This window comes from Microbacterium sp. NPDC057659 (assembly GCF_042799915.1).
Classification (GTDB): domain Bacteria; phylum Actinomycetota; class Actinomycetes; order Actinomycetales; family Microbacteriaceae; genus Microbacterium.
The window spans coordinates 1420824-1446519 of record NZ_JBHVHU010000001.1; the positions used below are offsets into that span (position 1 = coordinate 1420824).

19 protein-coding genes are annotated in these 25696 nt (G+C 69.8%); 4 read left to right on the forward strand and 15 right to left on the reverse strand.

The annotated features are described in order from the left end of the window. Positions 1–76: 76 nt before the first annotated feature. Positions 77–2524, reverse strand: a complete 2448-nt coding sequence (locus tag ACFVAE_RS06760; RefSeq protein ID WP_378889471.1) for an ATP-dependent helicase — start codon at positions 2522–2524, stop codon at positions 77–79. 69 nt (positions 2525–2593) lie between these two features. Here ACFVAE_RS06760 and ACFVAE_RS06765 point away from each other — a divergent pair, with 69 nt between their 5' ends. Further along, positions 2594–2992: a pyridoxamine 5'-phosphate oxidase family protein gene (locus ACFVAE_RS06765; protein ID WP_378889474.1), complete on the forward strand. Its 399-nt coding sequence runs from the start codon at positions 2594–2596 to the stop codon at positions 2990–2992. Between the two features lie 2 nt (positions 2993–2994). On the opposite strand, the gene ACFVAE_RS06770 is transcribed toward ACFVAE_RS06765, so the two are convergent. Then, positions 2995–3978 (reverse strand): glycerophosphodiester phosphodiesterase family protein, encoded by a 984-nt coding sequence (locus tag ACFVAE_RS06770; protein ID WP_378889476.1) that lies wholly within the window; start codon positions 3976–3978, stop codon positions 2995–2997. 99 nt (positions 3979–4077) lie between these two features. Between ACFVAE_RS06770 and ACFVAE_RS06775 the strand changes: the two genes are divergently transcribed. Beyond that, entirely contained in the window at positions 4078–5007 is a 930-nt protein-coding gene (locus tag ACFVAE_RS06775; protein WP_378889479.1) for a Bax inhibitor-1/YccA family protein, read from the forward strand. Positions 5008–5060: 53 nt separating this feature from the next. Here ACFVAE_RS06775 and ACFVAE_RS06780 read toward each other — a convergent pair whose 3' ends face one another. After that, complete coding sequence (locus tag ACFVAE_RS06780) at positions 5061–6233, reverse strand: RNA polymerase sigma factor (RefSeq protein WP_378890527.1); 1173 nt, start codon at positions 6231–6233, stop codon at positions 5061–5063. A gap of 97 nt (positions 6234–6330) precedes the next feature. After that, positions 6331–6756 (reverse strand): YciI family protein, encoded by a 426-nt coding sequence (locus ACFVAE_RS06785; protein WP_378889482.1) that lies wholly within the window; start codon positions 6754–6756, stop codon positions 6331–6333. 106 nt (positions 6757–6862) lie between these two features. On the opposite strand from ACFVAE_RS06785, the gene ACFVAE_RS06790 reads away from it, so the two are divergent. Beyond that, positions 6863–7534, forward strand: a complete 672-nt coding sequence (locus ACFVAE_RS06790) for a DNA alkylation repair protein (protein WP_378889485.1) — start codon at positions 6863–6865, stop codon at positions 7532–7534. A gap of 106 nt (positions 7535–7640) precedes the next feature. On the opposite strand, the gene ACFVAE_RS06795 is transcribed toward ACFVAE_RS06790, so the two are convergent. Further along, positions 7641–8579, reverse strand: a complete 939-nt coding sequence (locus tag ACFVAE_RS06795) for an L-lactate dehydrogenase (protein WP_378889488.1) — start codon at positions 8577–8579, stop codon at positions 7641–7643. Positions 8580–8689: 110 nt separating this feature from the next. Between ACFVAE_RS06795 and ACFVAE_RS06800 the strand changes: the two genes are divergently transcribed. Beyond that, positions 8690–10711, forward strand: coding sequence for a TPM domain-containing protein (locus ACFVAE_RS06800; RefSeq protein WP_378889491.1), 2022 nt, complete (start codon positions 8690–8692; stop codon positions 10709–10711). 474 nt (positions 10712–11185) lie between these two features. Here the strand turns inward: ACFVAE_RS06800 and guaA are convergent, their stop codons facing one another. The 10 genes from guaA to ACFVAE_RS06850 all read right to left on the reverse strand — a co-directional run bounded on the left by guaA (position 11186) and on the right by ACFVAE_RS06850 (position 25660). Further along, positions 11186–12790: a glutamine-hydrolyzing GMP synthase gene (gene guaA, locus ACFVAE_RS06805; RefSeq protein WP_378889494.1), complete on the reverse strand. Its 1605-nt coding sequence runs from the start codon at positions 12788–12790 to the stop codon at positions 11186–11188. After that, positions 12787–13272 (reverse strand): DUF3817 domain-containing protein, encoded by a 486-nt coding sequence (locus tag ACFVAE_RS06810; protein WP_378889497.1) that lies wholly within the window; start codon positions 13270–13272, stop codon positions 12787–12789. The genes guaA and ACFVAE_RS06810 overlap by 4 nt, the downstream gene beginning before the upstream one ends. Positions 13273–13356: 84 nt before the next feature. Next, on the reverse strand, positions 13357–18120 hold the full coding sequence (locus tag ACFVAE_RS06815) for an ExeM/NucH family extracellular endonuclease (RefSeq protein ID WP_378889500.1): 4764 nt from the start codon (positions 18118–18120) through the stop codon (positions 13357–13359). A gap of 79 nt (positions 18121–18199) precedes the next feature. Beyond that, entirely contained in the window at positions 18200–18994 is a 795-nt protein-coding gene (locus tag ACFVAE_RS06820) for an SURF1 family protein (RefSeq protein WP_378889502.1), read from the reverse strand. Next, positions 18991–20109 carry a GuaB3 family IMP dehydrogenase-related protein gene (locus ACFVAE_RS06825; protein WP_378890530.1) on the reverse strand — a complete coding sequence of 373 codons (1119 nt, stop codon included), beginning with the start codon at positions 20107–20109 and terminating at the stop codon, positions 18991–18993. Before ACFVAE_RS06825 ends, ACFVAE_RS06820 begins: the two co-directional genes overlap by 4 nt. Positions 20110–20144: 35 nt before the next feature. After that, positions 20145–21833, reverse strand: coding sequence for an ABC-F family ATP-binding cassette domain-containing protein (locus ACFVAE_RS06830; RefSeq protein ID WP_378889505.1), 1689 nt, complete (start codon positions 21831–21833; stop codon positions 20145–20147). A gap of 59 nt (positions 21834–21892) precedes the next feature. Continuing rightward, a complete protein-coding gene (locus ACFVAE_RS06835; RefSeq protein WP_378889507.1) occupies positions 21893–23332 on the reverse strand; it encodes a pyridoxal phosphate-dependent decarboxylase family protein in 1440 nt (479 codons plus the stop codon). Next, positions 23329–24681 carry an MFS transporter gene (locus ACFVAE_RS06840; RefSeq protein ID WP_378889510.1) on the reverse strand — a complete coding sequence of 451 codons (1353 nt, stop codon included), beginning with the start codon at positions 24679–24681 and terminating at the stop codon, positions 23329–23331. The genes ACFVAE_RS06835 and ACFVAE_RS06840 overlap by 4 nt, the downstream gene beginning before the upstream one ends. Before the next feature lie 55 nt (positions 24682–24736). Further along, positions 24737–25285 carry an OsmC family protein gene (locus ACFVAE_RS06845; protein WP_378889512.1) on the reverse strand — a complete coding sequence of 183 codons (549 nt, stop codon included), beginning with the start codon at positions 25283–25285 and terminating at the stop codon, positions 24737–24739. Between the two features lie 99 nt (positions 25286–25384). Further along, complete coding sequence (locus tag ACFVAE_RS06850; RefSeq protein ID WP_378889515.1) at positions 25385–25660, reverse strand: DUF2277 domain-containing protein; 276 nt, start codon at positions 25658–25660, stop codon at positions 25385–25387. Between the last annotated feature and the right edge of the window lie 36 nt (positions 25661–25696).

Here is a 25696-nt window from a genome sequence, read left to right on the forward strand (position 1 = left end):
GAAGGAACGAGTCGAAACGCACCAGGTCGCGCGAGAGCGTTTCGTCTCGCTTCGCTCGCTCAACGACCGAAGAGCGTCAGAGCTTGACGATCGGGGCGATCTTGATCAGCAGCTTCTTCTGCCCCGCGGTGTCGAAGCGCACGTGCGCGATGCGCTTCGCACCCTCACCGGTGACGGCCTCGATGCGCCCCTCGCCGAAGTCGTCGTGCCGGATGCGGTCGCCCGCTTCCAGTTCGAGGTCGCCGTTGTCGCGCACCTTCGCGGTGACCTTGTTCGGGAACTTGTCCATCGAGGTGGACAGCGGCGTGAGGCGCTTCTCGAGCGGCTGCGCGGCGAACCGGTCGCGTCCACCGCCACCGCCGAAGCCGCCCTGGCGCCGGGCGTTCAGTGCCCGCGACTGGGTGCCGCCGCGGGAGTTCACGTCTCCGGGCGACTGCCGCCAGTCGATCAGCTCAGCGGGGATCTCCTGCAAGAACCGGCTCGGCATGGCGACCGACACCTCGCCGAACTGCGCGCGGGTCATCGCCAGCGACAGGTGCAGGCGCTTACGGGCGCGGGTGATGCCCACGTAGAACAGTCGACGCTCCTCCTGCGGTCCGCCCGGCTCGCCCGCGGAGATGCGGTGCGGGATCAGGTCCTCCTCGACGCCGGTCACGAACACCGCGTCGTACTCGAGGCCCTTCGCGGTGTGCATCGTCATCAGCGAGACCGTGCCCGACTCGTCGTCGAGATCGTCGGCGTCCGACACCAGCGCGACCTCGGTGAGGAAGTCGACCAGGGTGCCGTCGGGATTGTTGCGCGCGAAGTCGCGCGTGACCGCCACGAACTCGTCCAGGTTCTCGAGCCGAGCCTCGTCCTGCGGGTCGCGGCTGCGCCGCAGCGAGTCGAAGTACCCGCTCTTCTCGAGCAGCAGCGAGAGCCCCTCGGCCACGGAGCTGGCCTTCGGCACCTCGCCGGATGCCGGCATCATGATCGCCGTCGCCTCGGTCAGCACCTGGTCGAGCTGCCCGATCGCGGCCTGCAGCTTCGGGCCCACGCCGAGCTGCGACGGATGCGACAGCGCCTCGCGGAACGTGATCCCCTGCTCCTCCGCGAAGCGCGCGATCGCCGTCTCGGTGACGTCGCCGATGCCGCGGCGCGGCTTGTTCAGGATGCGGCGCAGCGCCATCTCGTCGGAGGGGTTGGCGACCGAGACGAGGTAGGCCAGGGCGTCCTTGATCTCGGCACGCTCGTAGAACTTGGTGCCGCCCATGATCTTGTACGGCACCGCGGCGCGGATGAAGATCTCCTCCAGCGCGCGGGACTGCGAGTTGGTGCGGTAGAACACCGCCATCTCGGAATACGGCATGCCCGCACGGCGCAGCGACTCGACCTCGTCGGCGACGAACTGCGCCTCGTCGTGCTGCGAGTAGCCGGTGAACCCGACGATCTTCTCGCCGTCGCCCTTGTCGCTCCAGAGCTTCTTGTCCTTGCGATCGAAGTTGTTGCCGATCACCGCGTTGGCCGCCGACAGGATGTTCTGCGTCGAGCGGTAGTTCTGCTCGAGCAGCACGACCTTGGCGCCGGGGAAGTCGCGCTCGAACTCGCTGATGTTTCGGATGTCGGCGCCGCGGAAGGCGTAGATCGATTGGTCGGAGTCGCCGACCACGGTCAGGGAAGCACCTGCCTCTTGACCGGTCCCTGAGCCTGACGAAGGGTCCGGTTCGAAGATCATCATGCCGTTCGAGGCATACGGGTCGGGCGCATCCCCCTGCACGGGGCGAGTGAGCTCATGGATGAGCGCGTACTGGGCGTGGTTGGTGTCCTGGTACTCGTCCACCAGGATGTGCCGGAAGCGGCGCCGGTAGGTGTCGGCGACGTGCGGGAAGGCGCGGAACAGGTACACCGTCTGCCCGATCAGGTCGTCGAAGTCGAAGGCGTTGGCTTTCTGCAGGCGGCGCTGGTAATCGGCGAAGATCTCGGCGAAGAGCCTCTCCGCCGGATCGTTCATGTTCGCGTCACGGGAGTACGACTCGGCATCCTGCAGCTCGTTCTTGAGCTTCGAGATGCGGCCCTGCACGGCTGCCGGGGTGAGGCCGTACGCGTCGGCCTCGTGCTCCTTCACCAGGCGCTTGATGAGCGCGCGGGAGTCGCCGGAGTCGTAGATCGTGAAGTTCTGCGTGAAGCCGAACTGCCCGGCCTCACGGCGCAGGATGCGCACGCAGGCGGAGTGAAAGGTGGAGATCCACATGCCGCGTGCAGCATCGCCGACCAGCGCACCGACGCGCTCGCGCATCTCTCCGGCGGCCTTGTTGGTGAAGGTGATCGCCAGAATCTGGCTGGGCCATGCCTCGCGGTTGCGCAGCAGCAGCGCGATGCGCCGGGTGAGCACGCTGGTCTTGCCCGACCCCGCGCCCGCGACGATCAGCAGCGCCGGGCCACGGTGCGTCACCGCGTCGAGCTGCTGCGGGTTGAGGCCTGCGAGCAGGTCGTCGGAGGCCTGCGGGCCGGCGGATGCGGGAACGATGAGAGGTGCTTCGGTCATGTCCCTTCGAGTCTAGGCGCGGGCCCCGACACCGGCCCCGTCGCCGGTGAGCGCGAGTACCATCGAGGCATGATCGGCGTGCTCGACGAGAAGGAGTGCTTGGCCCGGCTGGCGACGTCCACCGTCGGGCGCATCGGCCATGTGATCGACGGGCGGGTCGAGATCATCCCGGTGAACTACCGGATCGACGGCAGAGAGCTGTACCTGCGTACTCGCGAGGACGGCATCTTCTCCGGTCTCCCGGATGAAACGGACATCGCCTTCGAGGTGGACCACTTCGAGGCGCTGGATGGCTCGGGCTGGAGTGTCCTGCTGGGTGGACACGTCAAGAGCGTGGATCCCGACGAGGCCGTGACGATCGATGCCGCCGCACATGTGCGCCCGTGGGCGGGTGGCGAGCGGACGCTCTGGCTGCGCTTCGTGATCGAGCGCATCTCGGGACGCTCGGTGCGCCGCCCGACGGCCTAGCGTCAGCGGAAGAACACCACTCCGAGGTCGGGATGGTCGACGAAGACGCCGTCCACGCCGGTGCGCGCGATCGCATCCCACTCGGCCTCGTACTCGCCGAACGCGGCCTTTCCGCCCGGGCCGCGGTACGCGGCATCCAGGAACTGGTTCTCCGGTCGGCAGGTCCAGGTGAAGACGCGCAGGCCCCTGGCATGCGCGTGATCGACCAGCCCGGCATCCCGGCCCAGCAGCATCCGCTTGTTCACGCTGATGCCGTCGACGGCGCCGACGAGGCGGTCGAGACCGGCGGGTTCGACCTCGGAGCGGTAGGTGGGTGCCGCGCGGCCCAGTGCGGCGACCTGGTCGAACGGCTTGCCGCTCGCCTCGATCAGGTAGATGTACGACGCGGCGATGCCCTGCGCGCGCAGCCGGTGCAGCACGGTCTGCTCGAAGGACTCCACGATCAGCGGTAGCTCGCCGTCCGCCCAGCCCGCCGCGCGCAGGTCGCGCACGATGAGCGGCACCAGGTCGAGTCCGACGCCCTCGAAGTACGTGGCGTGCTTGACCTCCAGCACGACGCCGATCTCCCGGCCGTGCTCGATCGAGCCGGCCCGGACCAGATCGAGCAGGTCGATCAGCCGCAGGATCGGCTGGGCTCCGTCGAAGCTCGCACTCGAGGGCCGCAGCTTCGGCAGTCGCTCGCGGGTGCGCAGCGTGCTCAGCTCCGCCCAGGTGAAGTCCTCGGTGAACCATCCGGTGTGCGCCTCACCGTCCACCTTCTTCGTGGTGCGGCGGTCCGCGAATTCCGGATGATCGGCGATATCCGTCGTGCCGGAGATGTCGTTCTCGTGGCGGACGACCAGCACTCCGTCGCGTGTGGCGACGACATCGGGCTCGACCGCGTCGACGCCCATCGCGAGTGCCAGCTCGTATGACGACCGGCTGTGCTCGGGGCGGTAGCCGGGCGCACCGCGGTGCCCGATGACGAGCGGAGATCTCCTGGCCACGCTTTCAGCGTAAAGCACCCCGTTCATAGGGAGATTCCGTAGACTTGTCTGACATCGACCGATCCCCCGGGACCGATCCCCTTTGGAGTGATCCACAGCATGAGCAACTTCGCGTTCAACAACCCGGCGTTCCAGCAGCAGGACCCGCGCAACGCCGCCACGTATCCGGGCGCGCCGCAGCAGGCCGCGCCGCAGGCCGGCACCTACGCGCCGCCGCCTGCTCCGACCGCGGCCCAGGCCGCCGCCGTCAACGCGAACCTCGAGGGCATGTACGCCGCGCCGTCGGCCGGTGCCATCGAGACTGACCGGATGACGGTCGAGGACACCATCTGGAAGACGGTCGGCCTGTTCGCCGTGCTGCTCGCCACCGCCGTCGTCGGCTGGGTGTGGACGGCGTCCACCGCGCGCGTCGATGCTTCCGGCAACCTGACCGCTGACCTGACCCCGTGGATCGTCGGCGCGCTCGGTGGCTTCGTCCTCGCGATGGTCGTCACCTTCACCTCGCGCAAGAAGGTCCGCCCCGCGCTGATCTTCGGCTACGCGGCCTTCGAGGGCCTCTTCATCGGTGCGATCTCGGCCTGGTTCGAGACGATCTGGCCTGGCATCGTGATGCAGGCCTCGCTCGCGACGTTCGCCGTCGTCGGCGTGACCCTGGCGCTGTTCGCCAGCGGCAAGATCCGCGCCTCGGCGAAGATGACCAAGATCGTCATGATCGCCATGCTCGGCTACCTGGTCTTCTCGGTGCTGAACCTCATCCTGATGTGGACCAACGTCCTGCCCGCAGGCCAGATGTTCGGCCTCTACAGCGCGAAGATCGCCGGCATCCCGATCGGCCTGATCATCGGCATCCTCGTCGTCTTCATGGCGGCGTACTCGCTGGTGATGGACTTCGACCAGATCCAGCAGGGCGTGCGCAACGGCGCTCCCCGCAAGTACGGCTGGCTCGGCGGCTTCGGCATCATGGTCACCGTCGTGTGGCTGTACGTCGAGATCCTGCGCATGATCGCGATCCTGCGCGGCAACAACTGATCTGACATCGCGAAAAGGGCCGCTCTCCTCGGAGAGCGGCCCTTTTCGCATCCTCAGCCGCGCGCTTTCGCCTCCAGCAGGGCGCGCTCCCGGTCGTTTCCCGCGAGCCGCGCGGCGACGGCGAACTCGCTGCGTGCCTCGTCGATACGGCCCAGCCGCAGCAGCAGTTCGGCGCGGGTCGCCGGCGGCAGGTGATAGCCGCGCAGCGCCCCCTCCTCGGTGAGCCGGTCGAGGATCCGCAGAGCGTTCGCCGGGCCGGTGGCCATCGCCACCGCAGCAGCACGGTTCAGTTCGACCACCGGCGAGGGTGCGATGCGTCCCAGGGCCTCGTAGAGCAGGACGATGCGCTCCCAGTCGGCCTCGTCGACGGATGCCGCCACCGCATGGCATTCGGCGATCGCGGCCTGCAGGGCGTACGGCCCCCGACCGCGCCCGAGCGCATCGGTGCGGGCCAGCGCAGCGCGGCCACGCGAGATCGCGCCGCGATCCCAGCGCCGGCGGTCCTGGTCGGCGAGCAGGATCGGGTCGCCGTTGGCGTCGACCCGAGCGGGGAAGCGTGCCGCCGTCAGCTCCATCAGGGCGACGAGCCCCAGAGCCTCGGGCTCGCGGGGCGTGAGCGAGGCGAGCACCCGCCCCAGTCGCAGAGCTTCCCGTGCCAGGTCAGGCCGCATCCAGTCGTCGCCCGCGCTGGCCGCGTGCCCCTCATTGAAGATCAGGTAGAGCACGCCGAGGACGGCGCTCAGCCGCTCCGCATACTCTTCCCGCGGCGGCACCTCGAAGGGCACGTTCGCCGCGCCGAGGGTCTTCTTCGCACGCACGATGCGCTGCTGCACGGTCGCCACCGGCACCAGGAACGCCCGGGCGATCTCCTCGCTGGACAGACCTCCGACGACCCGCAGGGTCAGGGCGACGCGGGCTTCGCGGGAGAGCACCGGGTGGCAGGCCACGAAGACCAGCCGCAGCACGTCGTCGTCGATCGCATCCGGATCCCACGGCTCGCCCTTATCGATCTGCGCCTGCTGCTCGTCGGCGAGGTCGTGCGCGATCGCCGCCAGACGATCGTCGTAGCGCTCCCGCCGGCGCCAGCCGTCGACAGCGCGGCGCTTGGCCACGGTGGTCAGCCAGGCGGCGGGATTGCTCGGAACACCGGCATCCGGCCACTGCTCGAGTGCTTCGGCCAGTGCATCCTGCGCGAGATCCTCGGCGAGAGCGAAGTCACCTGTCATTCGGGTCAGGGTCGCGACGATCTTCGCCGACTCGATGCGCCAGACGGCGGCGACGGCGCGCTCCGCGGACTCGCGGGAGCGCGCCGTCGCGGCATCCTCAGCTCTGGGCACGGCGCTCGTTCTCCTCGCGCCAGCCGGCCTCCTTCTGGATCCACTCGTTGTCCTCGGGGAAGTCCGACAGCTCCGTCACGCGACGCACCTCGAGGTAGGCGCCCGGTCCGAGCGGCGCGCGCTTGGCCCACTCCGCAGCTTCCTCACGCGTGGACACCTCGATGATCCAGAAGCCGTTGAACAGCTCCTTGGTCTCGCCGTAGGGGCCGTCGGTGATCAGCGGCGCCTCGCCGGAGAAGTCCACGACGAACCCCTCCTCGGCATCCGTCAGCCCTTCGCCGCCGATCATCACGCCGGCCTTCAGCATGGACTCGTTGTACTTGCCCATGGCCTCGATGACCTGCTCGAAGGGGATGTTCTGGTATGCCTCGACGCCGGAGTCGTCCGCGCGCATGATGAGCATGTACTTCATGATGATCTCCTCGATCTCGGGGCCGTGTCTCGACCCTCTCATTCAGGACGTCGAACGAGAAGACCACGGATCGACATCGGCTCAGAACATTTTCTAGGATTCCTGGATGAGCCTTGTCGAGGAAGTGCGGGACGCGCTGCGTGAGACCGCCGATCCGGCGCTCGCGCCGGGGCAGCAGGCCTACATGAAGTCGGCGATGCCGTTCCTCGGCGTGCGGGTCCCCGCGGTGCGACGGCTCGTGCGCGGGGTCGCGCGGTACGAGAAGGAGGTCGGGGCGCTGCGCTCCGCCGCCCTGGTGCTCTGGCGGGATGCCGGACATCGCGAGGAGCGGTACGCGGCGCAGGCGCTGATGGCGCTGCCGCCGCTGCGCGGGCGGCTGGACATGCTGGACGTGCACGAGGAGATGGTGCGCACAGGAGCCTGGTGGGACCACGCGGACGAGGTCGCGCACCGGCTCGCCGACCTTCTCGACGCGCACCCGGCCGAGATGGCGCTCGAGCTGCGGGTCTGGTCGGGCGATGACGATTTCTGGATGCGTCGCGTCGCGATCATCTCCCAGCTGGGACGGCGGGACCGGGTGGATCGCGCACTGCTGACGGATGCGATCGAGCCGAACGTCGCCGATCCGGAGTTCTTCATCCGCAAGGCCATCGGCTGGGCGCTGCGGGACCTGGGCAAGCACGACCCGGACTGGGTATTGGCGTTCGTCGCGCGGCATCCGGATCTGTCGCCGCTGTCACGGCGCGAGGCGCTCAAGCACCTCTCCCCCGGGTCCTGAGCCCCGGGTCCTGAGCAAGCGCCCTTCGTCACTTCGTCTCGCTCCGCTCGCTCAGTACGGCGCTCGTCGCTGCGCTCCTCGCTCAGGATCCGGCATCCCAGGGTTGTCAGCCGAGCAGCTCCACGGCCGCGCGGATCGCGTCGGCGGATGCCGCGAAGCGGGCCTCCTCGTCGGCGGACATCGGCGTCTCGGTCAGCGGCATGGCGCCCGAGGCCGAGACCACCGACGGGACCGACAGCGCCACTCCGCTGACACCGTGCACGCCGTCGAGCACGGTCGAGACCGGCATCACGGCGTGTTCGTCGTGCAACACGGCCTCAGCGATGCGTGCGGCGCTCAGACCGATCGCCAGGTTGGTCGCCCCCTTGCCGCGGATCACCGCGTAAGCGGCATCCCGCACATCGACCGCGATCGCATCGAGCTCGGCCTGTGTGAAGACCTCGCCGCCGCGCCAGTCCAGGATCGGCACCGGGCCGATGCGCGCGTTCGACCAGAGCGGGAACTCGGTGTCGCCGTGCTCGCCGACGATATCGGCGTGCACGCTGGCGATGCTCACTCCCGCGCGCTGCGCGAGGCGCCAGCGCAGGCGCAAGGTGTCGAGGACGGTACCCGATCCGAAGACGCGGGATGCCGGCAGGCCGGTGATGTCGCGTGCGACGACGGTCATCACGTCGGCCGGGTTGGTCACGATGACGAAGACGGCGTCCGGCGCCTGCTCGAGCAGCACCGGCATCAGGCTGCCCAGGATGCGTGCGTTCGTACCCGCGAGCTCCATGCGGGTCTGCCCGGGCTGCTGCTTGGCGCCGGCGGTCACGACGATGACGTCGCTGCCCGCGACCACCGCGGGATCGGAACCGCCCGAGACGAGCGACTTCGTGAACTGTGTGCCGTGCGAGAGGTCGAGCACCTCGGCATCGACCTTCTCGGTCGCGATGTCGTAGAGGGCGATCTCGGAGGCGCTGCCGCGTGAAAGAGCTGCATATGCGACGCTCACCCCCACGCTCCCCGCGCCGACGACGGTCAGTTTCGTGCGTCCGTTAGCCATGCCCTCATCCTGCCGGAATCACACCGTCCACGGCATCCCTCGCGCCGCGGAAAACGGCTGGTGACGCCGCATGCCATGATGGGCCGGGTCGTGTTTCAGAGGGGGGCCATATGAGGATTCGACGCGCTGCGGCCATCGGCACAGCCGCCCTGTTCGCCGCGCTGGTCGTCGGGCCTGCCGCGACGGCGAACGCGCAGACTCCGCCCGATCTGGATCAGGGCCATGTCGCCGACTACTCCGACGTGCTCACCGATTCGCAGGAGACCCATCTCGAGCAGCGCCTCGGGGATCTGGCCACCGCGGACGGGCTTCCCGAGCTCTATGTGGTTCTGGTCCCCGACTTCGAGGACCCCGACAATGCTCTCGCCTGGGCGGATGCGACCGCACTGCGCAACAACCTCGCACCGGATCAGTACCTGCTCGCGATCGCCACCGACGGGCGCAGCCTCGCCATCTCGGCGGAGTACGGCGGCGATGGAGTCGACGCCGGGCCGCTCACCGAGAGCCGCGTCCTGGCGATCGAGAACGATCTCGGTTCGAAGTATCTCGCGGACGACGACTGGGCCGGCGGCATCGCGTTCGTGGCCGACGAGTTCTCGAAGGTGCCGACGCCGTGGTGGGTGTGGCTGCTGGGTGCGGCCGGACTGGCGCTGCTGATCTTCGCCGTCGTGCGCCTCGTACTCTTCCTGCGGCGCAGGGCTGCGCTGAGGGCCGAGCTGCGCACCTTGGAGGGGCAGAAGAAGGCCGCCGCCCGCCGCCTGGTGCAGACCGATGAGGCCGTGCGCACCAGCGAGCAGGAGCTCGGCTTCGTGACCGCCGAGTTCGGCGAGGAGACGACCGCCTCGTTCACCGCCTTGCTCGCCACCTGCCGAGCCCGCCTGCAGGAGGGCTTCCAGCTGCTGGAGAAGCTTCAGGACGCCGTGGAGGACACCACCGCGGAGACCAGGGAGTGGACGGACACGATCCTGCGGCTCTGCCATGAGGTCGATGAGAGCCTCGACGGTCGCACGCAGGAGCTCGCGTCGCTGCGGGCGCTGGCCGAGAGCGCACCGGACACGCTGGCTCGGCTGCGGGCGGCGCGGGCCGACGCCGCCGCGCTGCAGAGCGAGGCCGCCGAGCGTCTCGCGTCGCTCGTCGCCGCATTCACTCCCGCCGATCTCGTCGGCGTCGTAGACAACGCGGATCAGATCGGCGATCGACTGCGCGCGGCGGATGCGCAGCTCGAGACGTTGCAGAGGGCCGTGGATGCCCGCAAGCCGAAGGCCATCACCGATGCGGTGCACGAGACGGAGCGGCTGCTGGCCGAGGCGAAGGAGCTGCGGAACGCGATCGAGGCTCAGGCGGATGCCCTCGCCACGCGGCCCGCACCTGTCGACCGCGGAGCCGTGGATGCGGGGAGCACCGGCGCGACGCCGACCGAGTCGCGAGCGACCGGTTCGGGAGCGACCGGGTCGGTGCTCGACCAGGCGACGGCTGCCGTGCGGGCGGCCGAAGCATCGGTGCAGGCGCGGCCTGGCGGGGTCAGTGCGTTCACGCTGGCTCGTCTGCATTCCGCGCAGCAGCTGCTCGCCGGCGCCACTGCGGCGACCATTCCCGCGGATGCGGATCGCCAGGCGGCATCCGCCCTCGCCGCGGCCGAGCAGGTGCAGGGTCTCGTCGGCGGCACTGCGGCGTCAGAGGGGCGCCGTTTCGTGCGATCGGCGCCTTCTCGGCATCCGGCGGACAACGGCGCCGTCATGTACGACTCGGCCGTCAGCGGCGCCGCAGCGGAATCGTCGTGGCAGAGCTATGCCGATGACGAGGGCTCAGGCGAAGGAACAGGCGGGAAGGCCGTCGTGGGCGCGCTCAGCGGTGGCGTCATCGGACTCATCAGCGGCTTGGGCCTTGCCGACGGGAACGCCGGGGTGGTCGTGATGTTCGTGATCGGGGGCGGCGCTTTCGGCGCGCTCATGGGCGCGTTCGGCAGCTCGGGAGGAGGCGGCGGCTCATCCTCGGGCTGGGGCGGCTCGTCGCGATCGTCGTGGGGCGGCTCGTCACGGTCGTCCCGCTCGTCGTTGAGCAGTCGGTCATCGTCCAGCCGCTCCTCCGGCGGCAGCCGTTCCTCGGGCCGCTCCGGCGGGCGTCACTTCTGACTCCCCGCCCTCCATCTCACGTCCTGCGAGCGCTGCGGTCGGCATCGAGAAGCCGAATCCGCTGCTGTTCGCGCACGCGCTGCGCGTGAGCGATGCCGGTGACGACACCTGGATGGTCGGGACAACCCGATCGCCGATGGCGCGGGCGCCCGTCGCGCCGGCATCCGCGCCCTCCGCGCCGACGGCTGGTACCCCGACTCCCGAGGTCTGACCGTCCTCCAGGTCGCCCACCACATCACCACGCCCGGCGACTGACCGCGCAGCACTCTTACTTCCCACAAACGCCTTCCGCCCTCACACCAGAGGCATGAGGGCGGAGGGATCGTCGCGGGAGCGAGCATCGGGGAGGAGCGAAGCGGAGGGGCTCGGGCCGCGGTTCCTGAGCGAGCGAAGCGAGTCGAAGGGCTGCGAGCGCAGGCGACGATCCCTCCGCCCGCCACCACGCATCAACGAGGGGCGCGGAAGCCCCCTAACTCACTCCCACTCGATCGTTGCCGGCGGCTTCGACGTGACGTCGAGCACGACCCGGTTGACCTCGCTCACCTCGTTGGTGATGCGGTTCGAGATCTTGGCGAGCACGTCGTAGGGCAGGCGCGTCCAGTCGGCCGTCATCGCGTCCTCGGACGACACCGGGCGCAGCACGATCGGGTGACCGTAGGTGCGGCCGTCGCCCTGCACGCCCACCGAGCGCACGTCGGCGAGGAGCACGACGGGGCACTGCCAGATCGTCTGATCGAGGCCGGCCGCGCTGAGCTCTTCGCGGGCGATCGCGTCGGCCTCGCGGAGCACGTCGAGACGCTCGCGGGTGACCTCGCCGATGATGCGGATACCGAGGCCGGGGCCGGGGAACGGCTGGCGGCCGACGATCGCCTCGGGGATGCCGAGCTCGCGGCCGATCGCGCGGACCTCGTCCTTGAACAGGGCGCGCAGCGGCTCGATGAGCTCGAAGTCGAGGTCGTCGGGCAGGCCGCCGACGTTGTGGTGCGACTTGATGTTCGCGGTACCCGCTCCGCCGCCGGACTCGACGACGTCGGGGTACAGAGTGCCCTGCACGAGGAACTTCACCTTCTCGCCAGAGGCCTTGGCCTCTTCGACGAGGTCGCGCTGGACCTGCTCGAACGTGCGGATGAACTCGCGACCGATGATCTTCCGCTTGGTCTCGGGGTCGGTGACGCCGGCGAGGTGGCCGAGGAACGTGTCGGCCGCGTCGACGGTGATCAGGCGGACGCCGGTGGATGCGACGTAGTCGCGCTCGACCTGCTCCCGCTCGCCCTTGCGCAGCAGGCCGTGGTCGACGAAGACCGCGGTGAGCTGGTCGCCGATCGCCTTGTGCACGAGTGCGGTGGAGACGGCCGAGTCGACGCCGCCGGACATCGCCGAGATGACGCGCGCGTCGCCGACCTGCTCGCGGATGCGCTCGACCTGCTCGGCGATGACGTTGTCGCTGTTCCAGTCGGCGGCCAGACCCGCGCCCTTGTGCAGGAAGTTCTCGATCACGGCCTGTCCGTGGTCGGAGTGCTTCACCTCGGGGTGCCACTGCACGCCGTAGAGGCGGCGCTCCTCGTTCGCAAAGGCGGCGACCTTGGTGGCGGCGGTGGTGGCCAGCACCTCGAAGCCCTCGGGGGCGCGCGAGACCTGATCGCCGTGGCTCATCCACACGTTCTGCTCCGCGGGCTCGCCGCCGAGCAGGGTGCTGTCGTTCTGCGGGATCATCGCATCGGTCGCGCCGTACTCGCGCAGACCGGTGTTGGCGACCTCACCGCCGAGAGTGCGCGCCATGTACTGGAAGCCGTAGCAGATGCCGAGCGTCGGCACCCCGAGGTCGAGCACAGCCGGGTCGAGCTGCGGCGCGCCCTCCTCGTACACCGACGACGGACCGCCGGAGAGGATGATCGCGACCGGATTCTTCTCGGCGATCTCGGCTGCGGTCGCGGTGTGCGGCACGATCTCGCTGTACACGCCGGCCTCGCGGACGCGACGGGCGATCAGCTGCGCGTACTGCGCGCCGAAGTCGACGACGAGCGCCGGCCGCTGAGCGGTGTCCGCGCTGGGTGCGGCGGCGGAGTTCTGTTCGGTCACCGGGTGCCTTCCGTGGTGGGTGCGGGGGCGGATGCCGCGGCATCCGCCTGTTCGCGGGTCGTGAGGTAGGCCCGCACTTCGCGTGCGACGCGGGTCTCCATGAAGAACGAGAGCAGCGGGATGACCCCGCCGAGGGCGAGCATGATGAGCCGCGGCAGCCGCCAGCGCATCAGACTCCACATGCGGAAGCATGCGAACAGGTAGACGACGTAGAACCAGCCGTGCGCGACGAGGATGCCGAGTGACAGGTTGAACCCGTCTCCGGTGGAGATCAGCCCGCCGTCGGGGCCCTCCACGACGGGGGCGAACCACAGCGGTCCGCCTGACCCGCCGGCGAAGAGCTCGAGGTGGATCGGCGTGTACTTCAGCACCATCTCGGTGACCAGCAGCAGCAGCATGACGCCGGTGATGATGGAGGCGATCTGATAGAACTTCAGCGCACCGCGGATCGCCGGGAAACTGGCGACTTTCGGTTCGGGCATGCATTCATTCTACCGGCGGCACAAGGGGACGACGGAGGGCCGCCGGCTGCTGCACTCAGCACCCGACGGCCCTCCGCTCGAGGATCAGCCGAACAGCTTCTTCAGGAAGTCCAGCACGGCATCGATCGCGTCGCGGATCACGTCGCCGACGCCGTTGCCGCCCGCGCGGTTCACGTGCACCGTGGCGGTCGCCTCGTCGCCGTCCGCCTGGGACACAGCGAGGGTGTACTTGCCCGGCTGGGTGCTCTTGGGCACCGTCACCGAGGCGGAGAACGCCCCCTTGCCGTCGACGGTCACAGTTCCGAGCGAGACAGGCTCGCCCTTCTTGCCGCGCAGTTCGACGGTCACCTTCTCGCCGGCCTCGTAGCCCGATCCCGTGATCGCGAGCTTCTTGCCCGCGGCCACCTTGCCGGATCCGACGTCGATCCTGCCGTCGAACACCGGCGGCTGGCCACCGTCCTCCGCGAAGGTGATCGGGAGGTGCGCGGTGGTGCCGGTGCCCGCCACGTTCACGGTGAGCAGCTGGGGCCCGAAGGCCCCCTCCGGAACCGTGAAGGTGAGGGTCGAGCGACCGACCTCGTCGCCGGCGTCGACGACCGTCGGGTCGACCGCGCCGGTCGCCAGGACGGCGTCGCCCAGCGAGAGGCTGACCTCACCCGGCGCCTGCTCGCCCGCGCTGAACGCGAGCGACGAGAGCGCCACGGTGACCTGGTCGCCGGCCTTGTAGCCGCCCTCAGGTGCGCCCGGCGTGATCGTCGCGCCGACGGCACGCTGCTTCAGGTCGGGTGTGGCGGTCTTGTTGGCCGAGAACCAGTCCACCATCGACTGCAGGTCGACCTTGCCGGTGTCCTTCTTGTTCACGCCCTTGGCGAGGGTGAAGAAGTTGTCACCTCCTGCGGCGAGGAACGAGTTCGCCGCCACCAGGTAGGACTTCGCCGGGTCGATCGCGGTGCCGTTGAGCGTCATCGAGGTGATGCGCGCGCCGGCCGCCGCAGTCGGGTCGTAGGTGTACTCGAAGCCCTGCGAGACGCCCAGCTTCAGGAACGGACGGCTCGCACCCGCCGGCTGCCACTGCTCCTCGAGCACGCTCTTCAGCTGCGCGCCGGTGAGTTCGAGCGTCACCAGGGTGTTGGCGAAGGGCTGCACCGTCGCCGCCTCGCGGTACGTCAGGTTGCCGTCGGGGTCGGTCGCCCCGCTCGACGCGTACGTGAGGTTGGTGCGGATGCCACCCGGGTTCATCAGCGCGATCTGCGCGCCGGTGGACCACTGCTGCACGTCAGCGACGAAGTTGCCGATCGTCGACTCGCCGCCGCGGTTCTCGGTCTTGCCGTCGCTCTGACGGGCCCGGTTGAAGTCCGCCGTGATGTCGCCGACCTTCTCGGCGCCGATCACGTCGGCCTCCTTCTTGGCGGCGTCGACGATGGACTGCACCTCGGGCACGGGCGGGTAGTTGCCCACCCAGATCTTCGAACCCGGCTTGTTCGGGTCGTCGATCTGCTTCGCGAGCGGCTTGATCTCGTTCGAGATCGAGAGCAGCTCATGGGTCTTCGGGTCGACCTTCAGGTTCATCAGACCGAAGTTCTCGCCGTACTGGCCCGCCGAGACGACCGGGCGGCCGTCGATGACGTGGTTGTAGGCGAGGTGCGTGTGCGCCGAGACGATCGCATCGACATCGGAGTCGACGCCGTAGACGATCTTGCCCAGTGCCGAGTCGGGCGTGATGCTCGACACGTCGGTGGTCGTCGCGCCCTCGTGCACGAGCAGGATGACGACGTCGGCCTCACCGTTGGCAGGGTCGCCGTCGCTCAGCGCGTCGGCGGCCTTGTTCACGGATGCCGCGATGTCACGGACGTCGAGGTCCTTGATGCCCTCGGGCGAGACGAGGGAGTCGAGCTCCTCGGTCACCGCGCCGACGAAGCCGACCTTGACCCCGTCGACGTCCTTGACCCAGCTCGGGGCCACGGCGGTCGTGTCGGTGCCCTTCAGGAACACGTTGGAGTTGATGTACTCCCAGTCCGCGCGCTGCTGGATGCGATCACGCAGATCCTCCCAGCCCTGATCGAACTCGTGGTTGCCGGTCGCGCTGACCTCGAGGCCGGCGGCGTTCAGCGCGTCGATCGTCGGGTTGTCGTCCAGGATGAACGAGGTGAAGGTCGATGCTCCGACCAGATCGCCGGCGGCGGCGAAGACCGTGTTCGGGTTCGCCTCGCGCACCTGCTTGATCGCACCGGCGAGGACGGCCGCGCCGCCTGCCGCGCTGTCGGCCTCGATGCGCCCGTGGAAGTCGTTGATCGTGGCGATGTCGATGCTGATCGGCGGCTGCGTGGCGGACACGCCCACGACGATCGGGTCGTGGTCGCTGGAACGGTACGGGGTGCCCGACTCGGTGGCGCCGAACGCGTAGCCGCGGTCGCTCCACTCCGGCGAGTTGATGCCCCAGACGCCGGCGCCCGTGACGGATGCCGCCACCGAGGGCGACGCGATCACGTGGTCGAGCGAACCGAGCTCACCGTCGAACGAGTAGGTGTACTGACCGTCGGTCTCATCGGCCACCAGGTCGGACCAGCCGGCCGAGGTGAACACGTCGATCGGGTCCTCCTCGCTGTACGCGTTGAAGTCGCCGACCAGGAACACGTCGTCGCTGCCGGAGGCCTTCTGCACGTCACCGGCGAGCGCGAGCACGGACTTCGCCTGCTTCACGCGGTCGGCGTTGAAGAAGCCCTGTCCGTCTGCCGGCTCCTTGGTGCCGTCCTTCGGGTCGGACTTCGACTTGAGGTGGTTCGCGATGACGCTGAAGGTGCGCCCCTCCGCCTCGAAGGTCTGCGCGATCGGCTCGCGGGCGTTGCCCCAGATCGTCTCGTCGGAGACCGTCGTCGCGTCGCCGACCGTCTTGACGGCGGCCTTGCGATAGATGATCGCGCTGGTGATGTAGTCGGTCGTCGCCGCGTTCTGCAGCGCGGCCGGGGTGGAGACGTAGCCCCACACGTCGGAGCCGGCGGCGGCGTTCAGGCCGGACACCAGGTCCTTCAGCGCGCTGTCGACGGGGTTGCCCAGCTTGACCGAGTTCTCGATCTCCATGAGCGTGACGACGTCGGCGTCCAGTCCGTTGATCGCCGCGACGATCTTCGACTTCTGGATCGCGAACTGCGCGGCATCCTTCGCGCCGCGCGCGTTGGAGTTCTCGCTGCTCAGCGTCGTGAAGTAGTTGTACACGTTGAACGACGCGACCTTGAAGTCACCGCCGACGGCCGGCGGGGCCGACGTGCGCGGGTTCTCGTCGTTGAACGTGACCTTGTACGACGCGTCGCTGGAGTCGTCGATCGGCACGACCGGCTGCAGGCGCCAGTCATCGAAGCCGTACTGCAGCACGTAGCCGTGCTCGGAGAAGTTCACCGTGTCGCCGTTGCGAACGACGGTGCCCTTGGTGAAGTAGGGCTGGTCGCCGGGGTGCGCGGCATTCGTGACCTGGGTCGACCATCCGTCGTCGAGCAGGATACGGCTGGCGCGGTTCGCCTTCGCGATCGCGTCGGCCTCGGCGCCGGGGCGCTTCACCTCGGTGCTCTTCACGTTCAGCTCGTTCGGGTTCAGCCACAGCGTGCCGAAGTTGTAGAGTTGGTGGCTGGACGCCAGTGCGTAGCTGCCGGTCGGCGCCACGAGCATGTTCTCGTAGGCCTCGCGCGCGCCGCCGACGACGTCGGCGGGCAGCGGCGTGGCAGCGGGGACGCCGACGCCGGCGGTGACCAGCGAGACGCCGGCCTCGGATGCCGGGTTGATCTGCGTCTGGCCGAAGTACTCGCTGACCGGGCCGGTGACCGAGACGAGGTCGCCGATCTTCACCCCGGAGGCCTTGAGCGCGTTGAGGTACACGAAGACGCCGTCTGATGCGCCGGGAGTGGCGTCCGACGCGCCGCCGGAGCCCTGCGTCTGGATGCTGACGCCCTTGTAGCCGCCCGTGCGGTAGTCGCCGGTGACGACGCCCTGGACGGTGACGGTCTTGCCCTCGAGCGGCGAGACGTCGGTGGTGCCCTGCACCTCGGCGATCGTGGCCTTCACCGGGTCGGTGCCCGGCTCGGGGTCGGTGCCCGGGTCGGTCTGCCCGCCGGAGTTCTGCGGCGTGATCGTCGCCGAGAGCGCGAAGTCCTTGCTGTTGTCGTCGGTGTCGGCCCCGCCCGTACGGTTCAGCGACTTCACGTCGGTGTTGCCGGTCGGAGCCTTCGCGACGGCGGTCTCGAAGGTGTTCGAGGTGCCGTAGCCGAGCAGGTCGACGACGTCGCCGCCCACGACCGATCCGGTCGGCAGCGTGACGGCGCTCGTGCCCTTCACCAGGGCGAGCGTGCCGGTGGTGCCGCTGGGGTTGAGGCTGCCCGTGGCATCCGGCGCCGGCAGTGCGCTGCCGTTGGCGCCGTTGCTGCCGCCCTGCACCAGGTAGTAGCCCTTCGCAGGGATGGAACCGGTGAGCGGAACGACGCCGTTGGCGGCGCCGGTTCCGGTCGCGGAGCGGTACTGCAGCGACATCCCACCGAGCGAGATCGGGGCGGAAGTCGGGTTGTAGAGCTCGACGAACTTGTTGACGAACGCCGCGCCGGTGCTGCCGCCGGACAGGTAGGCCTCGTTGATGACCACCCCCGTTCCGGTGCTGTCGGCGAAGGCGGGTGTCGCGACGATCGAGCCGAAGCTCAGAGCGACCGCGGCGGTGGTGACGAGCGCGCAGGTGCGCACCCTTCTGCGCGGGACGGGGACCTTGCGGTTCCCGTCGTCGGGGGCGGACATCATCGGTGCTGTCTCCTCGGGTCGGGCGGCGGATCTTGTGGAGCCGCCGATCACGTGCGCCAGGCTGCGCACGCACATGATCAGACCCTATGACTCGGCTGGGACATTCCTCAACGAGGTTCGCGATTCGGTCACCGAATCGTCATCTGATGACCGCTCAGGACGCTGCAGGCGCGCTCGAGCGGTCCTCGAACTCCTCGACCTCGCGCTCCCAGGCGTCCTTGGCGAGCCGGTACCAGAGGTAGAAGGCGAAGCCGGCGAAGATCGCCCACTCGATCGCGTAGAAGATGTTCAGCCAGTTCACCGAGGACCGCTCGTCGGGAGCGGGCGAAGAGATGTCGACCAGCCCGGAGGGGGCCTCCGTGGACGCCAGATAAGGGCGGTACACGTTCAGCTGATCGACGTCGTGCCAGCGGCTGAGCAGTGCCGCCGGCGACATCCGGTTCAGGTCGAACGGGTCGGAGGTGACGACCGGCCCCTCGTCGGAGATGACTCGGCCGATCAGCTCGGCCTGCTCTGCCCCGCGCGAGGCCAGGGCGGATGCCGCGGCATCCGCCTTCTCGCGGGTCGGCGCGAACCCGATCGCGACCGCGATCGAGGTGCGCTCGGCGACGCGCAGCTGGCCCGTGACCCAGTAGCCGGCGACGCCGTCGTTGAAGCGGCCGGAGACGACGATGAAGTCCTCCGGCACCCAGGCGCCGCTGGTGGTCACCTTCTGGCCGACCAGGGGCTCGGCGAGGTACTCGCCGGGCTGGACCACGTCGGTGAGCGGCTGCACCTTCTCGGTCATGCCGGGCTCGGGCGGCGCGGTGTCGATCGCTCGGCCGAGCTGCCACTGCCCCAGCCAGGCGAAGACGCCGGCGACGACGAGGCAGAGCGCGAGCATGCCCAGCCAGCGCCCGCGCAGCATCACCTCCCGCAGAGTGGGAGGGAAGTCGTGCGGAATGGTCATCCGGCCTCGTAGGGCGCCAGCACGACCTCGACCCGCTGGAACTCCTTGAGGTCGGAGTAGCCGGTGGTGGCCATCGACTTGCGCAGCGCGCCGATCAGGTTCGCGGTGCCGTCTGCGACCGGAGCCGGTCCGTACAGCACCTCCTCGAGCGTGGCGACGCCGGGGACCGGCACGCGGCGGCCCCGGGGCAGCTGCGGGTGGTGCGCCTCGGCGCCCCAATGGAAACCGCGGCCCGGGGCATCCGTGGCGCGCGCGAGGGCGACGCCGAGCATGACGGCGTCGGCGCCGGTCGCGAGAGCCTTGACGATGTCGCCGGAGGTGCCCACACCGCCGTCGGCGATCACGTGCACGTAGCGGCCGCCCGACTCGTCGAGGTAGTCGCGGCGCGCGGCGGCGACGTCGGAGACGGCCGTCGCCATCGGGGCGTGGATGCCGAGCGTGGCCCGCGTGGTGGACGCCGCTCCCCCGCCGAAGCCGACCAGCACGCCGGCCGCGCCGGTGCGCATCAGGTGCAGGGCCGCGGTGTAGGTGGCGGCGCCGCCGACGATGACGGGCACGTCGAGGTCGTAGATGAACTTCTTCAGGTTCAGCGGCTCGGCGACGCTCGAGACGTGCTCGGCCGACACCGTCGTGCCGCGGATGACGAACAGATCGACGCCCGCCTCGACGACGGTCTGGTAGAGCTCCTGAGTGCGCTGTGGTGTGAGCGAACCCGCGACCGTGACGCCCGCCTCGCGGATCTCCGCCAGGCGCGACTTGATCAGCTCGGGCTTGATCGGCTCGGAGTACAGCTGCTGCATCCGCACCGTGGCGCGGTCCTCCGGGAGGCCGGCGATCTCGCCGAGCAGCGGCTCCGGGTCCTCGTACCGGGTCCACAGCCCCTCGAGGTCGAGCACGCCGAGACCGCCGAGACGACCCAGCATGATCGCCGTCTGCGGGCTGACCACGGAGTCCATCGGCGCGCCGATGACCGGGATGTCGAACGAGAACGCATCGATGGTCCACGCCGTCGAGACGTCCTCCGGGTTCCGCGTGCGTCGCGAGGGAACCACCGCGATGTCGTCGAACGTGTATGCGCGACGAGCGCGCTTGCCTCGGCCGATCTCGAAGTCCATGCTCACCCCTTCAGACTACCCGGGTTGCTCTGAGGTCATCGGGCGCGCGCCACTCGGCGCTCGTCCCAGACCGGAGCATCCGACTCGTAGACGCCGCCGTCCTCGCCGAACACGAGGAACCTGTCGAAGGAACGGGCGAACCAGCGGTCGTGCGTGACCGCCACGACCGTGCCCTCGAATCGCGCGATCGCGTCCTCGAGCGCCTCGGCCGACTCCAGGTCGAGGTTGTCGGTCGGCTCGTCGAGCAGCAGCAGCGTCGCGCCCGAGAGCTCGAGCAGCAGCACCTGGAAGCGCGCCTGCTGTCCGCCGGACAGCTGCGCGAACTCCTGCTGCGCCTGGCGCACCAGGCCGTAGCGGTCCAGCGCCGAGCTCGCAGCGTCGCGCGGCATCCCGGCGCGGCGGTCGTCGCCCCGGTGCAGGATCTCGAGCAGCGTGCGGCCGGCGAACTCCGGATGCGCGTGCGTCTGCGCGAACAGGCCGGGGACCACGCGCGCGCCGAGCACGGCTGCGCCGGAATGCGCGACCTCGTCGAGCCTCTCCCCCGCGCCGGTCAGATGCCCGAGCGTCGGGTCGGGGTCGCTGCCGCCACGGGCCAGCAGCCGCAGGAAGTGCGACTTGCCCGAGCCGTTCGAGCCCAGCACCCCGACGCGGTCGCCGAACCAGATCTCCGCGTCGAACGGACGCATCAGACCGGTCAGTTCGAGCCCGGTGCACACGATGGCGCGCTTGCCGGTGCGCGAGCCGCGCAGCCGCATGTCGAACTCCTGCGCCGGCGGACGCTCCTCGGGAGGCCCCGCCTCCTCGAACTTCCGCAGCCGAGTCTGCGCGGCCCGGTAGCGAGAGGCGAAGCCGTCGTTCGCCTCGGCCTTGACCTTGAGATTCGCGACCAGGGTCTTCAGCTTCTCGTGCTGCTCGTCCCAGCGCCGGCGCAGCTCGTCGAGGCGGTCCATGCGATCGCTCCGGGCCTGGTGGTACGTGCGGAAGCCGCCGCCGTGCACCCAGGCGGTCGCCCCGGCACCGCCGGGCTCGAGCGTGACGATACGGTCGGCCGCGCGGGCGAGCAGCTCGCGGTCGTGCGAGACCAGCAGCACGGTCTTCGGCGTCTCGCGCAGCCGCTCCTCCAACCAGCGCTTGCCCGGCACGTCGAGGTAGTTGTCCGGCTCGTCGAGCAGCAGCACGTCGTCCGGTCCGCGCAGCAGCGCCTCCAAGGCGAGCCGCTTCTGCTCGCCGCCGGAGAGCGTGGACAGGTCGCGGTAGCGAGCGCGTTCGAAGGGCACGCCGAGCGCCGCGACGGTGCACTGGTCCCACACCGTCTCGTGCTCGTAGCCGCCCGCGTCCGCGTACTCGGCGAGCGTCGTGGCGTACCGCATCTGGGTGCGCTCGGTGTCGTCCTCGATCAGGGCGTTCTCGGCGCTCTCGAGCGCCTCGGCCGCCTGCCGGATGCGCACGGGGGCGACAGAGGTCAGCAGGTCGTGCACGGTCTGGCCCTCGCGGCCGTGACCCACGAACTGATCCATCACCCCGAGCGATCCGTCGATGGTCACGACCCCGTCATCGGCGGCGAGGTCGCCGCGGATGATGCGCAGGATCGTGGATTTGCCCGCCCCGTTCGGCCCGATCAGGGCGCTGGTCGAGCCGGCGCCGACGCGGAACGTCGCCTCGTCGAGCAGGGGGCGGCCGTCGGGCAGGGTGAGTGAGACGCCGGCGACGTCGATGTATCCCACGGTGGTGGTCCTTCCGCCCGCCGCATCCTTCGCGAAGGCGAGCCGACCAGGCTATCAGGTCAGCGCGGCTCGGAGAACCTCGCCAGCAGTTCGGTGAGCAGCGCCTCCGCGACCGGCGCGGGAAGCTCTTCGATCAGGGCCATCAGCGTGGACATCGGCTGGTCGGGCTTCACGCTGCCCGCACCGGCGATCCGCAGCAGGCGCCAGGACGCCTCCGGCCCCGGCACGCGGTCGGCGCCGTAGCCGAGCATCCGCACCGCGTCGGCGAGCAGACGCCCGTCGGCCGGCCCGCGACCCCGCACCGCATCGGATGCCGCGGTGAGTGCCCTCCGGAACCCGCGGAGGTTCCGCTCCAGCACCGGGGTGAGCGTCAGGTGCGCGCTGCGCGGAAGCTTCGATCCGTCCGCCTGCGCGAACCCCGGCTGATGCTGGATCTTCCAGCCGTGCTGCGCGAGTTCGTCGGCGAGCCGATGCGGATCCACCCGCTCGGACGCGGGCACCGATGTGTCGGCGATCAATGCGATCGCGGGTCCGACCGGATCGCCCATCACTGTCAGCCCGCGGATCCCCTCGACCTCGGCGCGGATGTCACGGGCGACGCGCGCGATGGACGCGGTGAGCTCGGCGAACCCGGCATCCCCCAGCCGCTGCACGATCGCCCATGCGGCGGCCAGCGGCGACGCCGACTTCGAGCCGAGCAGCGTCGGGTTCACGACCGGATACCCCGGCCAGCGCGTCGTCGCGAAGAACTGCGCACGGTGCTGGCGGCGGCCCCGGTGCAGCAGCACCGAGACCCCCTTCGGCGCATAGCCGAACTTGTGCAGGTCGGCCGAGATGCTGGTCACGCCGTGGATCCGGAAGTCCCACACCGGAGCATCCGGCCACCAGGGCAGCACGAGACCGCCGAAGCAGGCGTCGACATGGCATCGGATGCCGCGCGCCTTCGCCGCCGCGGCAACCGGCCGGATCGGGTCGAGTGCCCCGCTGGGATATGCCGGCGCCGAGACCACGACCAGCGCGACGTCGTCGTCCATCCTGACGATCAGGTCATCGGGGTCGACGGTGCCGTCAGGCCGGCACGGCACGGAGTCGTACTCCAGGTCGAACATCCGCGCGGCCTTCTGGAACGCCGCGTGCGCGGTCGCCGGTGCGAGCAGCCGAGGGCGGCCGGTGCCGCCCTCCGAGCGCCAGAGATCCCGCGCGGTCTTCACGGCGAGCAGGCAGCTCTCGGTGCCGCCACTGGTCACCGATCCGACCACGTCGCGACCGCCGTGCACCGCGTGCCGCACGAACCCGAGCACGTCCCGCTCCATCGCGGCGATCGACGGGAACACCGTCGGGTCGAGTCCGTTGACCGGACGGGCGAGTGATGCCGCGGCATCCGCCAGTTCGTCCAGCTCGGGCATCCCCGAGTCGTAGACGTACGCGAGAACGTGCCCGCCGTGCGTGGGAGCGTCGCCGGCACGCAGCGCGCGCAGCCGGTCCAGGATGCCGGTCATGCGGTCGTCCCGACGATGTCATGCTCGCGCAGGCGGTAGCGCGACAGGGCGACCAGGCTCAGCACCATGAGTACGGCGGGAAGGGCGCTGAACGCGACGGCGATGCCTGCCACGGCAGCCTCGGGCTGCTCGACGACGACGCCGGCGGCCGACTCCACGTAGCCGGTCATGGCGAGCACGATCGACAGCACGGTCGCGCCGAGCGCCATGCCCGTGGTCTCGCCCGCCGTCCACACCCCGCTGAAGACGCCGGAGCGGTTCTCCCCGCCGCTGGTGGTGCGGTCGTGCGCGATCACGTCGGGCAGCATCGCCATCGGCAGCGTCTGCATACCGGCGTACGCGGCACCGGCGAGCGCGACCGGGGCGAGGATCCACCAGCCCGGCAGCCACACCATGACCATCAGCACGAGGGTCGCGAGCAGGAACACCACGCTCGCGAGACGGAAAGCGCGCTCCTTGCCGATGCGGTCGGCCACGAGCTTCCACACCGGCGCCATCAGCAGCGCGGGCGCGATCAGCGCGACGAACAGCGGCGTGACAGCCCCTTCGTCGTGCAGCACCCAGCGCGCCACGAACTGCGCGGCGGCCAGCATGAGCCCGGTCGCGAGGCCCTGCAGCATGAACGTCAGCAGCAGCACGCGGAACGGCTGGCTCTGCCGCAGCACCCGGATGCCGTCCTGGTAGTGCGTGCCGATCGTGGCGCCCGGCGCCACCGGCAGCGCGGGCCGCCGCGGCGCGACGGTCGACGAGACCAGCATCCCGATGCCGAGCACGATGCCGGCGACGATCGCCATCACCAGGTAGCCGAGCAGCTCGTCTCCGGGGAACATGCCGCGCAGCTCGGGTCCGCCCGCGCCGAACAGCAGGATCGCCAGCGTCAGCACCATCACCCGCCAGGTCAGCAGACGGGTGCGCTCACGGTAGTCGTCGGTGAGCTCGGCGGGCAGGGCGATGTACGGCACCTGGAACAGGCTGAAGCAGGTGGCAGCGAGCACGAACGCCACGAACACCCACAGCGCCGCCGGCAGCGCCCCGAAGGACGCCGGCACGGCGAAGGTCAGCACGAAGGCGAGCGGCAGTCCGACACCGCCGAGCACCATGAACCAGCGCCGGGTGCCCGTGCGCGCGTACGAGCGGTCGCTGAGCCCGCCGATCACCGGGTCGATCAGCACATCCCACACCTTCGCGGCGGTGACGATGGCCCCCGCGGCGAGCGCGGTGACGCCGAGCGAGTCGGTCAGGTAGTAGACCAGGACGAGCCCGGGCAGCGTGGCGAAGCCACCGGTGCCGAGTGAGCCGATCGCGTACCGCGCGACCTGACCGCGAGTGAGTGACGACGCTGACCCCATGCGCTCACTCTAAGGGAGCGCTCGAGGCCGTCCTGACCGCCGGCGGACGGACGATTCAGACGAGCTCACCGGATGTCGGCACCGTGTTGGCGAACAGGTCCAGCACCGGGCAGTGCTCCTCGACGACGACGCGGAGCCGCTCGTAGTCCTCCGCACTGTCCGGACCGGTGATGTCGACGCGCACCCGCACGTCGTGGAATCCGGCGCGGCGGGACTCGTCGATGCCGAACAGCTTCCGCACGTCGAGGTCGCCCTCGGCCGTGATCGCGATGTCGTCGATCGTCAGCCCGAGCGCCTGGGCGTAGAGCCGGAAGACGACGACCTGACACGACACGAGCGCACCGAGCGCGTACTCGACCGGGCTGGGCGCGGCATCATCGCCGGCCAGACCCGCAGGCTCGTCGACGAGGAAGCGGTGCTTCCCCGACGTGATCTCCGTGCCGACGGAACCGACGCCGCGACCGGTCACGGTGTACGTGAGCCTGGCGTTGGCGACGTCGTCCGCGATGCGGCTGTTCCACGCCGCGCCGGCGGCCTCGAGGCGCTGCGCGCGCTGTTCCGCGGTGATGTCGGCGATTGCGGTGCTGTCCTGAAGAAGAGTCATGCCCGCGACGCTAGCGACGCACTCGGGCGGCGTCGAGGGACTCCGACACGCGCCGAAACGAGCCGTCACACGGTGACATGCAGCGGGCGAGTACGCCGCTCAGGCGGCGTATCGCCCGGAGGCGATGGCCCTGGCGCGCTTCTTCTCCGCCTCCTCCTCGCGATTCTTCGGCGGGGTCGTGGCGACGAGGTCGTCGAGCAGGTGCTGCGTGATGTGCGCGATCTCGGCCACCGCGTGATCGAAGGCCTCCTGGTTGGCCTTGGACGGCTTGGTGGTGCCCGCGATCTTGCGCACGTACTGCAGGGCGGCGGCGTGCACCTCGTCCGAGGTGGCGGCCGGTTCGAAGTTGTGAAGGGTGTGGATGCTGCGGCACATGCCGTTCACGCTACGCGCGGCCCCTGACATGCGGAA